A 14,235-nucleotide genomic window follows, 5' to 3' on the forward strand; every position below is an offset into this window, starting at 1 on the left:
CGCTGGCTGCTGCTGGTTGAACGGTGTTCGAAAAGCGCCTATCGCCGCATGCTCGTGAACACGTCGAACTCCCAGCTGCGCAACGCCAGCAGCACGGTGTAGCCCTCGCGTTCGCGCTCGGGCATGCGCTGGTCGGCCAGGTGCTGCTGCGCGAAGTCGTTGGCGACCCGCTGCATGCGCTCCCAGAAGGCCGGCGCCAGGCTGCGGCTGATGGCGCCGTGCACCAGCAGCACGCCCTCGCCCGGGCCATCGAAGCTGCCGGCGAAGTAGTCGAGCAGCGCGTGGTCGCGGAAGTAGTGCATTACCGGGCCGTGCGGGCGCCAGCGGAAGGTCTTTGCCAGCTTGAGGCGATAGCGGTTCAGCGGTCGCAGTTCGATGATGCCGATGCGGTCGAGCTGTGCGAGGTATTTGACGCCCTCGGCCTCGCTCAGGCGGTAGGTGGTCACGATCTGTTCCAGGGTCCACTGGCTCAGCACGCAGATCGCCATGAGCATGAGCTTCTTGTCGGCCACCACGGCGGTTTCCTGCGCCTGGCTCAACTCTTTCAGCAGTGGCTGGCTGTCGGCCACGCGGCGTGCCAGGTCGGCGAAATCGAGCGCCAGCGCCCGGCAGATCGCGTCAATGCGCGACAGCGGCATGTCACCCTTGGCCAGCATGCGCTTGACGCTGGACTCGGCCATGCCCAGAGCCTTGGCGAGGTCGGCATAGGTCATCTGGGCGGATTTGAGTTCCTTCTTCAGGGCGGCAACAAGGTCGGCGGTGGTGCTCATGGGTATCGATTATGGATACCCGGCGTGGCAGTGGATCGGTCTGGGCGCGTTTCATGCGCCCTTCGGCGGGTTTGCGCAGGAGACTGCGCGGCATTCATCGCTTGATTCGGAGCCGCGTTCCATGTCTTCTTTCTCCCGCTTTTTCACCCAACGGCCGTCTGCCTCCGAAGGGGCGCTCTACGCCACCCTGGCCGTGCTCGCCATGGTGGCCTGCTGGGGGCCGTATGTGGCGGCCAACCCGCACCAGCATGCGTTTGCCGACCAGCGCACGGTGTGGGGCATGGCCCACGCGATGGACGTGCTGACCAATGTGCCGTTTGCGCTGATGGGGCTGTGGGGCTTGCGGCGGCTGGTGGCCTGGGCGCGCAGCGAGCAAGGCGCGGCCGCCATGACGGCAACGGTGATGGCGGCCGTGTTCTTCTCGGGCCTGCTGCTCACGGCTGGCGCCTCATCGCTTTATCACTGGATGCCGCACGACATCACGCTGCTGTGGGACCGCCTAGGCATGCTGGTGGCGTTCACCGGTTTGCTGGGCCTGGCGGCGGATGGGCGGCTGGGCGCACGGCCTGCCTGGGTGCTGGCCGTTGTGCTGCCGGTGGCGGGCTGGCTGTCGCTGCGGGCCTGGGGGTTGACGGGGCAGAGGCTGCCGTGGGGCGTGCTGCAGGGCGGGGGCATGCTGCTCGTGGTGGCGCTGGCCATGGCCCCAGTGCGGCCCGGCCGGCTGCCCGTTTCGCTGGCGGCCGTGATCGGCTGGTATGCGCTGGCCAAGCTGTTCGAACTGGGCGACCACGCGGTGTTTGGCTGGACGGGCGGCTGGGTGTCGGGCCACAGCCTCAAACACGTGGCAGCGGCACTGGCTGCTTGGCCGGTGATCGCGGCGCTTAACGTGCGCCGTGCTCCAGCCTCCGGCGCCTACTGGCCGATGTGCGCGCGGCGCACGCCCTGGCAGCGCCGGTCCGCCGCAGCGTGCCCCGCGCGGGGCACAATCGCCGCCAGCGCGGACCGGAGCGCCCAGCCCGGGTCTGCGGCGCGGAGCATCTGAAGAACCATTCCACAGGAGCACGGCATGAGCCAAGAGCAGGCCCGCATGGCCGACCACCCCCGCGCGGCCGAGCCGGCGCACCCCAACCAGTTCGCCCTGCTGCGCCAGCGACGCTTCGCACCGTTTTTCTGGACGCAGTTCGCCGGTGCGGCGAACGACAACCTGTTCAAGTTCGCGTTCACCGTCATGGTGACCTACCAGCTCAGCGTGTCGTGGATGCCGCCATCCATGGCGGGGCTGGTGATCGGCGCGCTGTTCATCCTGCCGTTCCTGCTGTTTTCGGCCACATCGGGGCAGTTGACCGACAAGTTCGACAAGACCCGCATGATCCGATTCGTGAAAAACCTGGAGATCGCCATCATGCTGGTGGCGGCGTGGGGGTTTCTGGCCTCCAGCGCCGTCGTGCTGCTGGCGTGCACCTTTCTCATGGGGCTGCATTCCACGCTGTTCGGGCCGGTGAAGTTCGCCTACATGCCGCAGGTGCTGTCCGAGCGCGAGCTGACCGGCGGCAACGGCATGGTCGAGATGGGCACTTTCGTGGCCATTTTGCTGGGCCAGGTAGCGGGCGGTCTGCTGGTGGCGGTGCCGGGCATCGGCCATGCCTCGGTGGCGGCGGCCTGCGTGCTGCTGGCGCTGGCCGGTCGCGCGGTGGCGCAGTTCATTCCGAGCGTGCCGGCCACCGACCCGGGTCTGGCGATCAACTGGAACCCGGTCACCGAGACCTGGCGCAACCTGAAGCTCGCGCACGCCAGCCCCGTGGTGTTCCGCTCGCTGCTGGGCATTAGCTGGATGTGGTTCTTCGGCGCGGTGTTTCTCTCGCAATTTCCGAGCTTCGCCAAGGAGGTGCTGCACGGTGACGCGCAGGTGGCCTCGCTGCTGCTCGTGGTGTTCTCGGTCGGCATCGGCGTCGGCTCGCTGCTGTGCGAGGTATTGAGCCGCCGGCATGTGGAGATCGGCTTGGTGCCGCTGGGCGCCATCGGCATGAGCGTGTTCGCCATCGACCTTTACTTCGCCTCGCGCTCTCTGCCGCCTGCGCCCGAGATGGGGCTGGGCACCTTCATGGCGCAGGCCGCACACTGGCGCGTGATGGCCGATCTGGCGCTGCTGAGCCTGTTCGCCGGCCTGTACAGCGTGCCGATGTACGCGCTGATCCAGATGCGCAGCCAGCCCACGCACCGGGCGCGCATCATCGCGGCCAACAACATCCTGAACGCGCTGTTCATGATCGGCAGCTCGCTCATCGCCGGGGCGCTGCTGGGCGCGGGGTTTTCGGTGCCGCAGATCTTTTTGTTCACGGGCATCGCCAATGCGATCGTCGCGTTCTACATCTTTCTGCTGGTGCCCGAATACCTGCTGCGCTTCGTGGCCTGGGTGGCGTCGCGCTTCGTCTACCGCTTCAAGATCCAGGGCGACGACCATCTGCCGACCCAAGGTGCAGCCATCCTGGTGTGCAACCACGTGAGCTTCGTGGATGCGGTGCTGCTCATGGCCGCCAGCCCGCGCCCCATCTACTTCGTGATGGACCACCGCATCTTCCGGGTGCCGGTGCTGGGCTGGCTGTTCCGGCTGGCCAAGGCCATTCCCATCGCGCCGCAAAAGGACGACCCGGCGGTGTATGCCGCGGCGTTCGAGCGGGCCGCCCAGGTGCTGCGCGAGGGCGATCTGCTGGCGATCTTTCCCGAGGGCGGCATTACGCGCGACGGACAGCTGCAGCCGTTCAAGGGCGGCATCATGAAGATCCTCGACCGCGCCCGCGAAGAGGGCCTGGCGCCCCCGGTGATCCCGATGGCTTTGACCAATCTGTGGGGTTCGTACTTCAGCCGCATCGAGCAGGGCGGGGCGATGGTGCGCCCCTTCCGGCGCGGCCTGTTCAATCGCGTGGGGCTCAATGTCGGCCCGGCCGTGCCCGCCGCAATGGTGCAGCCCGAACTGCTGCGCGAGCGCGTGGCCGGCTTGCTGGCAGATTGAAGGCTTGGCGCCGGAGCAGAAATTCCAGCGCCTTTTGCACGGCTCGGCCAGCCAGCCCTGCAGCCGTTACCCGGCGGATGCCTCGCCGGTATCGCCCTCGGTACGGGCCCGCAGTGCGGCCTGCACGATGGCATTGGCATCCACTGCGAAGTGCGCCCGCAGGGCCGCCCGCGAATCGCTGCGGCCGAAGCCGTCGGTGCCTAGCGTCACATAGCGCCGCCCCGGAGGAAGGTACGCACGCACCATTTCCGGCAGCGCGACCACGTAGTCGCTGGCCGCAATGATGGGCCCCGAGGTGGGGGTCAGCTGCTGTTCGAACCAGCTCCCGACGGCATCGCGCCCGCCTTCGCGCCATTGGCGCTCGCAGGCCTGGCCTTCACGGGCCAGCTCCACGTAGCTCGTCACGCTCCACACGTCGGCGGCCACGCCATGCTGCTGCTCCAGGCGCTCGGCTGCCTTGAGCACTTCGCCCAGAATGGCGCCGCTGCCGAAAAGCTGCACGCGTTGTGCCAGGGCCGCATCGCCGCCGCGCAGCCGGTACATGCCGCGCACCACGCCTTCGTGCGCATCGGCGGGCAGGCTGGGGTTGGCGACGTTTTCATTGGTGACGGTGATGTAGAAGAACTCGTCGATCTGCGACTCGACCATGCGCCGCATGCCGTGGTCCACGATCACGGCCAGCTCGCCCGCGAAGGCCGGGTCGTAGGCGCGGCAGTTCGGAATGGTGGAGGCCATCAGGTGGCTGCTGCCGTCCTGATGCTGCAGCCCTTCGCCACCCAGTGTGGTGCGGCCCGACGTGGCGCCGATGAGAAAGCCGCGCGCCCGCTGGTCCGCAGCGGCCCAGATCAAATCGCCCACGCGCTGAAAGCCGAACATGCTGTAGAAAATGTAGAACGGCAGCATCGACAGTCCGTGTGTCGAATAGCTCGTGGCCGCCGCCGTCCATGAAGCCAGCGCGCCGGCTTCGGTGATGCCTTCTTCCAGGATCTGGCCGGACTTCTCTTCGCGGTACACCAGCATCGAGGCGTTGTCCTCGGGCTGGTAGAGCTGGCCGAACGGTGCATAGATGCCGACTTGTCTGAACAGTCCCGCCATGCCGAAGGTGCGGGCCTCGTCGGCCACGATGGGCACCACGCGGGGCCCGAGCGCTTCGTCTTTCAGCAGGTTGCCCATCAGACGCACGAAGGCCATGGTGGTGCTCATGGCCTTGCCGTCGGCTTCCAGTGCGAAGCCGCCCGTCGATGAAAGCGGAGGCACGGCCACCTCGGGCGCGCTGGCACGCCGCGCGGGCAGATAGCCGCCCAGCGCCTGGCGGCGGTCGTGCAGATAGCGCATTTCCACGCTGTCGTCCGCGGGTTTGCAAAAGGACGCGGTGCGGGCCTCTTCATCGGTCAGCGGCAGGTGGAAGCGGTCGCGGTAGGCCAGCAGTTCGTCGGCGCCCAGTTTCTTGTGCTGGTGCGAGGTCATGCGGCCCTGGCCCACGCTGCCCATGCCGTAGCCCTTCATGGTCTTGGCCAGCACCACGGTGGGCTGGCCGGTGTGGCTGGCCGCGCGTGCGAAGGCTGCATGGATCTTGGCCGGGTCGTGGCCGCCGCGGCGCAGGCGGTCGATGTCGTCGTCCGACAGGTGGGCCACCAGGGCTTGCAGTTCGGGGCTCTTGCCGAAGAAGTGGCGGCGGTTGAAGGCACCGTCGTTCGCGCTCAGGGTCTGGAACTCCCCGTCCACCGTTTGTGAAAAGGCGCGGGCCAGGGCGTGGTCGTGGTCGCGTGCCAGCAGCGCATCCCATTCCGAGCCCCACAGGCATTTCACGACATTCCAGCCTGCGCCGGTGAAGAGCGATTCCAGCTCGTCCACGATGCGGCCGTTGCCTCGCACCGGGCCGTCCAGGCGCTGCAGATTGCAGTTGATGACGAAGATGCAGTTGTCCAGCCCCTCGCGTGCGGCGAGGGTGAGCGCGGCGATGGATTCGGGTTCGTCCATCTCGCCATCGCCGAAAAAGCCCCAGACCTTGCGGCCGGCCGTATCGCACAGGCTGCGGTCGGCCAGGTACCGCATGAACCGCGCCTGGTAGATCGCCTTGATGGGGCCGATGCCCATCGAGCCGGTCGGAAACTGCCAGAAATCCGGCATCAGGTAAGGATGGGGGTACGAGGTCAGGCCCTGAATGCCTTTGGCCTCGGCGCCCAGCTCCTGGCGGTAGTGCCGCAGGGAGTCTTCGCTCAGCCGGCCTTCGAGGTACGCGCGGGCATAGACCCCTGGCGCCGAATGCGGCTGAAAGTACACCAGGTCACCACCGTGCTGTTCGGTGCGCGCATGGAAGAAATGGTGGAACCCCACCTCGAACAGGTCCGCCGCCGAGGCGTAGCTGGCGATGTGGCCGCCCAGCTCGCCCTGCGCGGCGTTGGCCCGCACCACCATGGCTAGCGCGTTCCAGCGCACGATGGCCGAGAGCCGCTGCTCGATCTGCGGGTCGCCGGGGTAGGGCGGCTGCTCTTCCACCCGCACGGTGTTGAGATAAGAAGTGATGCCGGCAGGGCTCCATTGCAGACCGCGCTGGCGCGCATGGGCCAGCAGCGCGTCGAGCAGCGCCGCGGCGCGCTCGCGGCCCTGGCGGGGCTCCCATGCGGTCAGCAGGCCGTCGAGGGCATCGCACCATTCCTGGACTTCCCCGGGGTCGAGCGTGTCGGGCAAAGGGGTGGCGCCGGGCCAGCCAAGTCGTGTCATGGTGCTGCGTTCTCCTGAGGGTGGGTCAGCCGTTGCGGAAAAGGAAACTGTAGGCGTTCAGGGCTGGCACGCCGCCCAGGTGCGCATACAGCACGCGCGAGCCGGCGGGAAATTCGCCGTTGCGCACCATCTCGATCATGCCGTGCATCGACTTGCCCTCATAGACCGGGTCGGTCAGCATGCCTTCCTGGCGCGCGCACAGGCGAATCGCCTCCAGCGTGCCTTCGTTGGGCAGGCCATATTCCGGACCGCCGTAGCGCGTGTCCAGCACGATGTCGGCTTCAGTGATGTCGCGCCCCAATTCCACCAGCTTCGCGGTGTTCTGTGCAATGCGCAGTACCTGTGCCTTCGTCTGTTCGGGCTTGGCCGATGCGTCGATGCCGATCACCTTGTCGGCGCGGCCATCGGCGGCAAAGCCCACCACCATGCCGGCCTGCGTGCTGCCCGTGACCGAGCACACGACGATGTAGTCGAACTGAAAGCCCAACTCCTTTTCCTGCTGGCGCACTTCTTCGGCAAAGCCGACGAAGCCGAGGCCGCCCTTGGGGTGCTCCGAGCAGCCTGCCGGAATGGGGAAGGGCTTGCCGCCGGCCTGGCGCACGTCCTCCATGGCCTGTTCCCAGCTCGGACGGATGCCGATGTCGAAGCCCGCCGCGTCCAGTCGCACATCGGCGCCCATGATGCGGCTCATCTCGATGTTGCCCACGCGGTCGTACACCGCGTCGGAGTAGTTCACCCAGTTTTCCTGCACCAGCACGCACTTCATGCCCAGGTGCGCGGCCACCGCAGCGACCTGGCGTGTCTGGTTGGACTGGATGCCGCCGATGGACACCAGCGTGTCGTAGCCCCCTTCGATCGCCTCGGGGATGAGGTATTCGAGCTTGCGCGTCTTGTTGCCGCCGAAGGCCAGGCCCGAGTTGCAATCCTCGCGCTTGGCGTACAGCTCGACCTTGCCGCCCAGGTGGGCGGACAGGCGCGGCAGCGGCTGGATGGGTGTGGGGCCGAAGGTCAGCGAATGGCGGGGGAATTTCTGCAAATTCATGGAGGGCATCCTGGCAAAAGGGAAGTCATGGAGACACAGGTCCGGCGCCGTAGTGGGCCGCAGCCTCCGCAGCTTGGCGGGGCAGCAGCCAAAGGCGATCCGTTACTTTGAATGGTAGGAAAATGCCGGCACAACAGGGTTGCAAAATCCGATTGAAAAATGGCTTGAAAGACAACAGAAAGCCAATTTATTTCGATTTCATTGTGGAAAATTATTCATGTGCGCAACAAAATTAAGAAAGCCGGTGGTGCCGGCCGCTGCTGCCGATCTCACGGGTGAATTGGACCGCACTGACAAGGCTATCCTGCGCGCGTTGCAGCGCGATGCCTCGGTGTCGAACGTGGCGCTGGCGGCCAAGGTCCACTTGAGCGCACCGGCCTGCCTGAGGCGCGTGGAACGACTCAAGCGTCTGGGGCTGATCGACGGGGTGGTGGCATTGCTCAATCCGCGCGCCGTGGGCGCGGGCATGCTGGTGATGATCGGCGTGGTGCTGGACCGCTCCACGCCCGAGTCGTTCGCCGAGTTCGAGAAGGCCGCCGCGAAGATATCCGGCTGCATGGAATGCCACGTGGTGACGGGCGAGTTCGACTACTTCATGCTGGTGCGCACCAAAGACAGCGAAAGCTTCAACCGTCTGCACGCCGAGCAACTGCTCTACCTGCCGGGGGTGCGGCAGGTGCGTTCGTTCATGGTGATTCGCAACGTGCTCTCGACGACTGAATTGCCCATGGCGATCTGAGGCGTTGTGAAACCAGCCGCCCCGGTAGATCGCTCACTGCGATGGATGGCTGCCCTGCCCGTGCTCAGGGGACTCTGAACATGTGCGGCATGCTCAATCCGTAATTGCCTGCCACGCCCTGTGTGGCATTCGGGTTGGTGAGCTTGAGCAAGGCCATTCCGATAATGGGTCGGCCATCTATGGCATTGGTGGCCAAGCTGGCCCAGCCAGCGACAAAGGCATCCGATCGTGGTTGGGCATTGATCGAGGCCGAGATACCCGAGCGGCTTGCTTCCTGAAAGCCTATTGTCGTCACCGTACCGCAGGCGAGCACAGGGTTCAGTGCCAGCTTGGTCGCAGCCTGCCGATCGAAGTAAGTCAGTCCCCATTGGTTGCAGACGCTCTCGGGATTTGTCTTCACCTGGGTGTCATCGCTTGAGAAATACTGGCTTCCGAGGTCCGAGGGCGGAACCACGGAATACACGCGTGCCACCGCAGGTGGCTGGCCGTAGTCGTAGGCCACGCTGTAGCGCTTCGTAGGCATGGACAGTACCCAGTCCGTTCTGGCGGAAATGGAGGAGTCGCTGGCGTACTGGTTCATCACTTCGGTGGTGGCCAATTGCCCCGACAGATCGCCGGCCGTTCGGCGGGCATTGCGCTCGCCGGCTGGCAGGTAGTACGGCGTGGAGAGGTCTGGAAGGTCGTAGTAGCGCGCCTGAATGACCGCCGCGTTGGTGGGTTCGCTGGTTTCGCCGTCGATGTTCTTCACGCGAGTGGCGAAGCCCGCCGATACGAGCAGAGGGTCGGCCGTGTAGCGCTCGGGGGAGGCGACCGTCTGTCCGGTGGATGGAAACAGCACGTAGTTGCCCCGCGCGCTGCGGCCTGCGTTGTTGACGGCGCGGATCGCGGTGGCGGCGCCGGAGAACGTGGTGGAGTTCGGCACGTCGATGATGTACCAGGTGCCCGCCACACCGCCCGTGGGCGTGGCCAGGCCACGGCTGGCGGCGGTGGCCTCGGTGCTGGTGTCTTCGAACAGTGCAGCGCTGATTGCCGCATCGGTGCATGGGGCTGCGCCGTTTACCGGGCGGATCGCCGTGAAGAGGGCGGATCGCTCCTGCTGGCTGGTGCCATACACGGCGGTACTGGGGATGTCGGCCGCCACGATGGCTTCGATGGCGCCTTCACGCGTGTGGTTCGCCATCACGTCGGCGGTCCACAGCGGGTTGAGCCGCTCTGTGACGAAGGGCTGCCCCACGCCAGGCGTGAGCCGCGGTGAGCTGCAGGTCGCGTCGGCGGTGGACAGTTGCGCGATGCCGCTGGCGCCTGCCGTCACCGCGCCGGTCCACACATCGCCCGGGGCCAGCAACACCGTCATGTGCAAGAGGCCGTCGCCATTGTTCGCGCCGCGAAAACGCAGCTTCACGGCCTTGCCGTTGTTGAGGTCGGTATTGACCAGGTGCAGCACCGTCATCTGCCCGTTCTGCGCGGTGAAGTAGGGCACCACGAGACTGTGGCCCGGTCCGCTTTCGGCGATGGCGTAGGTGGTGGCGTCGGTCGTGCCCATCACGCTGTTCGAGGGGGCAGCCCCGGTGCCGGGGATGACGCCTGCCGTGGCGCTGGTGGCCAGGCCGAGGCACAACAAGCCGCACGCGGCCGCGATTTGCTGGATGGGCATGCGTAATCCTTCAGTTGGAGTGCCAATGATGGCCGCAGATTACCGCAATCCACGGCGCAGCGGCACTCGTCGATACTGAGAAAAACCGAGATGAAAGTATCGCCATTCGATACTGAGCAGCCGAATGCCGGCCACCCGTGCATTCGATGGCAGGGCATGCCGTGCTGTCTGCGCATGATCCGCCCCATGTTCAACCACGGGCCCGCGCCCTTTCCTTCCATGCCACACCCCTCCGCTCCTTCGCCTTCGATCCAGCGCGATACGTCCGCCTGGCGGCTTCAGGTCTGGGTTTCGTTCGGCATTGCCGTGTTCTGCTGCACGGTGGGGCTGGCCTGGCTGCCTGGCGAGCGCATGGAGCAGGCCTTCATGGTGATGGGCTATGTCTTCTGCCTGTCGGCCGTGTTCATGCTCGCGAAGTTCGTTCGCGACAATGATGCACGCCGCGGTGCCGACACGCCGATGTTCAAGCTGGTCGTTTGGGGTGGGTTCGCGGTGGCCGTGGGCCTCACGGGCTGGGGGTTGTGGAGCATGGAAATCAATCCGACCTATCAGGCATTTCTGGGTGTGAGCTGGCTGTACCTGATCACCACCGCGTTCACGCTGGCCAAGATGCTGCGCGACCGTCACGAGGCCGACCTGGCCGAAGCCCGCTGGCAGGGCCGCCGCGAAGCCACTGCCGCCATGGGCAGCGCGCCTTCTGTGTCCTCTGCCGCAGCCCCGTCGGACAAGGCTGCCAAGTCTGCTGCGGAGTGAGCCCAAGCGCTGGCGGGCCCATCGCCCGCTCCGCGGCTTGATCTTCGGTACTCAGCGTCTTTCGTGATCCGTGTGATGCGCTTCAAGGCCGGTCGGCCGGCGCGTCCTTTCCTGGAGAAAACCCATGCGCAATCCCTTGCTGATGAATCCGCGCCGTTCCTGGCGCCACCTGGTCGCCGGCCTCGGCTTGGTTTACTGCCTTGCATCGGGCGCGGCCCATGCGCAAAGCGAGGTGTCCGTCGGCCTGTCGCTGCTGCCGGTGGCATCGGTCGTGGGCACCGCCTCGGTGGCGTCCACCGCAGTCGGCGCCGTGGTGACGGTACCTGCTGCGCTTTCGGTGGGGGGCGCAATCCTCACGGTGAAAGCGGTGCAGGCATCGGCCAACGGCACGGTGTACCTGCTGGAGCGCGCTTCCGATGGCGCGCAGGTGAGCGTCGAGGTGGTTGGCCGGGCCGCGTCGGGCACCGCCCATGCCGTGGGGGCGTCGGTCGTCTGCAGCGTGATCGGGGCCGGCGTGGTGCTGTCGGTGGCCGGCGAGGTGGTGGCCTTCGTCCCCAATGCGCTGGGCCGCGCACTGCTGCACAACGAGCGGCTGTGAAGGGGCAGACCATGCGTGTCATTTCCCCAGCCATTGCCCCGCAGGCCCCCGGATGGCGCGAACTGGCCCTGGCCGTGCTGGTGGTTCTGGCCCTGGCGGGTTCGGGCGCAGCGCAGGCGGGGCGATCATGCGAGCCGCGCAAGCCGACGCCGCAACTCATCGAACGAGGACTGCAGTTGGCCAAGCGCACGGCCGCCGCACTGGATGCCGAGCACGCCCGCCACGGCACGCAGGTGGTCGTGCTGGCCCGGGCGGGGCAGGACCTTTCGCGCTACGGGCTGCGCTATTCCCACCTGGGCTGGGCGTATCGCACGCCTCAGGGTCCCTGGCGCGTGGTGCACAAGCTGAACGAGTGCGGCACCGCCGTCGGGGCGGTGTACCGGCAAGGGCTGGGCGAATTCTTCCTCGACGACCTGTGGCGCTACGAGGCCGTCTGGGCCGTGCCCACGCCCGAAGTGCAGCAGCGGCTGCTGCCCGCACTGGCCGATCGCACCCGCGCCACGGCCATGCACCACCGGCCCTACAGCATGGTGAGCTACCCCTGGAGCACGAAGTACCAGCAGTCGAATCAGTGGGCCATCGAAACGCTGGCCGCAGCCATGGAACCCTCGACCGTGCGCACGCGCGATCAGGCGCAGGCCTGGCTGCGCTGGAAGGGGTACGAGCCCACGGTCCTCAAGATCGGCGCGCTCACGCGTTTGGGAGGGCGAGTCACGGCGGCGAACGTGGCGTTCGACGACCATCCGGACAGCGAGCGCTTTGCCAACCGCATCGCCACGGTGACGGTGGACTCCACCCTGGCCTGGCTGCAACGCGCACAGATGGCGTCGACTCCCGTGGTCCTGCCGCCGCCTTAGTGCGCCACCTCTGGCACAGGTGCCATGGGTTTATAGTCAAAACAGCCGTTGCCGCCGTATTCATTGCGGTGGCTGCTATCAAATTAATAGTATTTCAATGCTAAGGATCCAACCATGAGCAAATCCCTTCGCCTGTCGGAAAAGTGGTTCCGCCGCGGCCTGTGGCTGGTGTCGCTGGTGTTCGCCAGTTTTCTGATCGGACTGGGCGGCACGGTGGTGGACGACCTGCCCAAGGTCGAGGCCACGCTGCAGCTCGACGATTTCCTGGACCGCCCCGCTGCGGATGCGCTGCGCACCCAGGTGCGTAACGCGCAGCAGGCCGAAGAGAGTGCCCAGACGGCGCTTGACCAGGCGCGGCTGCAGCGCGCCAAGTCGCGCAGTGAAACCGCTGCCGAGCGCGAGACCTTCGACAACTGGCTGGCCACGCGCAGCGCCACGCAGCAGTCCGAGCACAACCCCGAGGTGGTGCAGCGCACGAAGGCGCTGGACGCGCTCAAGCTGCGTGAGCGCCAGACCCAGCAGGCGGTCGAGGCCCAGCAGCAGGCCGCGCTCGACGCCCGCCAGGCGGCCGAGGCCGCGCAGCAGCGCCTGTCCGCGCTGGAGCAGGGCGGCTATGAGCGCATGGCCGTGCAGCAGCGCAAGGTGCAGTTGCGCGTGTTCCTGTACCGGTTGGCGCTGTCCCTGCCGCTGCTGGCGGTGGCCGGCTGGCTCTTCGTCAAGAAACGCAAGAGCACCTACTGGCCTTTCGTCTGGGGCTTCATCTTCTTTGCGCTGTTCGCGTTCTTCGTCGAACTGGTGCCGTACCTGCCCAGCTACGGCGGCTACGTGCGCTACGTGGTGGGCATCGTGGTCACGGCGCTGGTGGGGCGCTACGCCATCGTGGCGCTCAACCGGTACCTGGAGCGCCAAAAGCGCGCCGAAGCCATGCCCGACCAGGAACGCCGCAAAGAGCTGAGCTACGACGTGGCCCTGGCGCGCCTGGCCAAGAGCGTGTGCCCGGGGTGCGAGCGGCCGGTGGACCTGAAAGACCCCACCATCGATTTCTGCCCGCACTGCGGCATCGGGCTGTTCGACCACTGCGGCGCGTGCACCACGCGCAAGAGCGCTTTCGCCCGGTTCTGCCATGCCTGCGGTGCGGGTGCCAGCCGCGCTGGGCTGGAGGGCGAGTCGGCGCCTGCCGTGGCGGTCCCGCCGCTTGCGCCAAGGCCTTCGGAGGGCGGCGTGGCGCCGGCCGGTTAACGGCGGCGCAGGGCTGAAAAGCCCTGTGCAGATTCAGAGAACCATGGCCGCCAGCGTGGCCCGGCGCTCGAACGAAGGCGTCAACTGGCCATCACGACCGGGCCGCCTTTTGCCAGCGCGCGCTGGTAGGCCGGGCGTTCGCGCATGCGGGTCTGATAAGCCTGCAGGTGCGTGTAGCGCTTCGCATCCTGCGCCCGGCTCAGCGCAGCTTCGACGGCAAAGCTCATCTGGAAATCGGCCATGGTGAGGTCGGGTCCGGCAAACCAGCGGTGTTTCGCCAGGTGGTCTTCGATGAAAGCCAGGGCCGTCGCCAGGTTCGGGTCCACGAGCTTTTGCTCCGCCTTGCCGCACACGGCCCGCGCGATGGGGCGCACGAAGAACGGCATGGGCTGCTTGGGCAGCGTCTGAAACACCAGCTTCATCAACAGCCAGTTCATCAGCGAACCCTCGGCGTAGTGCATCCAGAAACGGCACTGGCGGGACTCGGGCGTCCCGCGCGCAGGTTCCAGCTGCGCCAGGTCGCCAGTCGCCTGGGCGCCGTAGGTTTCCACCAGGAATTCGATGATCGCACCCGATTCGGCGATGACCTCGTTCCCCTCGGTGACGACCGGCGACTTGCCGAGCGGGTGCACCTTGCGAAGGGCCTCGGGTGCCAGCCGCGTGCGCGGGTCGCGTTGGTAGCGCTTGAGTTCGTAGGGTACGCCCAGTTCTTCAAGCAGCCAGAGGATGCGCTGCGAGCGCGAGGTTTCGAGGTGGTGGACGGTCAGCATGGCGCCATCGTAGCGGGGCGATGCGCAGCGCGGCATCGGCAACGTCCCGCAGCGGACACGGTGCCGCCTCTGCGGCTAT

Annotated in this window: 12 protein-coding genes; 7 read left to right on the top strand and 5 right to left on the bottom strand. The window is 66.7% G+C overall.

Going from position 1 to position 14,235, the window contains the following annotated elements; genetic code table 11:
• Nucleotides 1-38: 38 nt before the first annotated feature.
• Nucleotides 39-770: a helix-turn-helix domain-containing protein gene (locus BLT03_RS20240; protein WP_092745579.1), complete on the bottom strand. Its 732-nt coding sequence runs from the start codon at nucleotides 768-770 to the stop codon at nucleotides 39-41.
• A gap of 121 nt (nucleotides 771-891) precedes the next feature.
• Between BLT03_RS20240 and BLT03_RS20245 the strand changes: the two genes are divergently transcribed.
• Together BLT03_RS20245 and BLT03_RS20250 are read left to right on the top strand one after the other, a co-directional pair.
• Complete coding sequence (locus tag BLT03_RS20245; protein WP_175537817.1) at nucleotides 892-1,812, top strand: hypothetical protein; 921 nt, start codon at nucleotides 892-894, stop codon at nucleotides 1,810-1,812.
• 24 nt (nucleotides 1,813-1,836) lie between these two features.
• Nucleotides 1,837-3,780 (top strand): MFS transporter, encoded by a 1,944-nt coding sequence (locus tag BLT03_RS20250; protein WP_092745580.1) that lies wholly within the window; start codon nucleotides 1,837-1,839, stop codon nucleotides 3,778-3,780.
• 66 nt (nucleotides 3,781-3,846) lie between these two features.
• Here BLT03_RS20250 and mdeB read toward each other — a convergent pair whose 3' ends face one another.
• Both mdeB and BLT03_RS20260 read right to left on the bottom strand, forming a co-directional pair.
• Nucleotides 3,847-6,504 (bottom strand): alpha-ketoglutarate dehydrogenase, encoded by a 2,658-nt coding sequence (gene mdeB / locus BLT03_RS20255; protein WP_092745581.1) that lies wholly within the window; start codon nucleotides 6,502-6,504, stop codon nucleotides 3,847-3,849.
• 25 nt (nucleotides 6,505-6,529) lie between these two features.
• Nucleotides 6,530-7,546 (bottom strand): 1-aminocyclopropane-1-carboxylate deaminase, encoded by a 1,017-nt coding sequence (locus BLT03_RS20260; protein WP_092745582.1) that lies wholly within the window; start codon nucleotides 7,544-7,546, stop codon nucleotides 6,530-6,532.
• A gap of 217 nt (nucleotides 7,547-7,763) precedes the next feature.
• Here BLT03_RS20260 and BLT03_RS20265 point away from each other — a divergent pair, with 217 nt between their 5' ends.
• Entirely contained in the window at nucleotides 7,764-8,285 is a 522-nt protein-coding gene (locus BLT03_RS20265; RefSeq protein WP_092745583.1) for an Lrp/AsnC family transcriptional regulator, read from the top strand.
• A 64-nt stretch (nucleotides 8,286-8,349) separates the two neighbouring features.
• Here the strand turns inward: BLT03_RS20265 and BLT03_RS20270 are convergent, their stop codons facing one another.
• Complete coding sequence (locus BLT03_RS20270) at nucleotides 8,350-9,939, bottom strand: surface layer protein NpdA (protein WP_092745584.1); 1,590 nt, start codon at nucleotides 9,937-9,939, stop codon at nucleotides 8,350-8,352.
• Between the two features lie 219 nt (nucleotides 9,940-10,158).
• Between BLT03_RS20270 and BLT03_RS20275 the strand changes: the two genes are divergently transcribed.
• The 4 genes from BLT03_RS20275 to BLT03_RS20290 all read left to right on the top strand — a co-directional run bounded on the left by BLT03_RS20275 (nucleotide 10,159) and on the right by BLT03_RS20290 (nucleotide 13,386).
• Nucleotides 10,159-10,692 carry a YiaA/YiaB family inner membrane protein gene (locus BLT03_RS20275; protein ID WP_092745631.1) on the top strand — a complete coding sequence of 178 codons (534 nt, stop codon included), beginning with the start codon at nucleotides 10,159-10,161 and terminating at the stop codon, nucleotides 10,690-10,692.
• 142 nt (nucleotides 10,693-10,834) lie between these two features.
• A complete protein-coding gene (locus BLT03_RS20280; RefSeq protein ID WP_139160462.1) occupies nucleotides 10,835-11,290 on the top strand; it encodes a hypothetical protein in 456 nt (151 codons plus the stop codon).
• Between the two features lie 11 nt (nucleotides 11,291-11,301).
• On the top strand, nucleotides 11,302-12,147 hold the full coding sequence (locus tag BLT03_RS20285) for a DUF2145 domain-containing protein (RefSeq protein ID WP_092745632.1): 846 nt from the start codon (nucleotides 11,302-11,304) through the stop codon (nucleotides 12,145-12,147).
• Between the two features lie 114 nt (nucleotides 12,148-12,261).
• Entirely contained in the window at nucleotides 12,262-13,386 is a 1,125-nt protein-coding gene (locus BLT03_RS20290) for a zinc ribbon domain-containing protein (RefSeq protein WP_092745586.1), read from the top strand.
• 80 nt (nucleotides 13,387-13,466) lie between these two features.
• Here the strand turns inward: BLT03_RS20290 and BLT03_RS20295 are convergent, their stop codons facing one another.
• Complete coding sequence (locus BLT03_RS20295; RefSeq protein ID WP_092745633.1) at nucleotides 13,467-14,156, bottom strand: glutathione S-transferase family protein; 690 nt, start codon at nucleotides 14,154-14,156, stop codon at nucleotides 13,467-13,469.
• Between the last annotated feature and the right edge of the window lie 79 nt (nucleotides 14,157-14,235).

Origin of the sequence: Paracidovorax valerianellae, assembly GCF_900102625.1 — a bacterium.
Classification (GTDB): Bacteria; Pseudomonadota; Gammaproteobacteria; order Burkholderiales; family Burkholderiaceae_C; genus Paracidovorax; species Paracidovorax valerianellae.

Coding starts and splice junctions, on each gene's coding strand:
- BLT03_RS20240 (WP_092745579.1), bottom strand. CDS start 770: ATGAGCACCACCGCCGACCTTGTTGCCGCCCTGAAGAAGGAACTCAAA.
- BLT03_RS20245 (WP_175537817.1), top strand. CDS start 892: ATGTCTTCTTTCTCCCGCTTTTTCACCCAACGGCCGTCTGCCTCCGAA.
- BLT03_RS20250 (WP_092745580.1), top strand. CDS start 1,837: ATGAGCCAAGAGCAGGCCCGCATGGCCGACCACCCCCGCGCGGCCGAG.
- mdeB (WP_092745581.1), bottom strand. CDS start 6,504: ATGACACGACTTGGCTGGCCCGGCGCCACCCCTTTGCCCGACACGCTC.
- BLT03_RS20260 (WP_092745582.1), bottom strand. CDS start 7,546: ATGAATTTGCAGAAATTCCCCCGCCATTCGCTGACCTTCGGCCCCACA.
- BLT03_RS20265 (WP_092745583.1), top strand. CDS start 7,764: ATGTGCGCAACAAAATTAAGAAAGCCGGTGGTGCCGGCCGCTGCTGCC.
- BLT03_RS20270 (WP_092745584.1), bottom strand. CDS start 9,939: ATGCCCATCCAGCAAATCGCGGCCGCGTGCGGCTTGTTGTGCCTCGGC.
- BLT03_RS20275 (WP_092745631.1), top strand. CDS start 10,159: ATGCCACACCCCTCCGCTCCTTCGCCTTCGATCCAGCGCGATACGTCC.
- BLT03_RS20280 (WP_139160462.1), top strand. CDS start 10,835: ATGAATCCGCGCCGTTCCTGGCGCCACCTGGTCGCCGGCCTCGGCTTG.
- BLT03_RS20285 (WP_092745632.1), top strand. CDS start 11,302: ATGCGTGTCATTTCCCCAGCCATTGCCCCGCAGGCCCCCGGATGGCGC.
- BLT03_RS20290 (WP_092745586.1), top strand. CDS start 12,262: ATGAGCAAATCCCTTCGCCTGTCGGAAAAGTGGTTCCGCCGCGGCCTG.
- BLT03_RS20295 (WP_092745633.1), bottom strand. CDS start 14,156: ATGCTGACCGTCCACCACCTCGAAACCTCGCGCTCGCAGCGCATCCTC.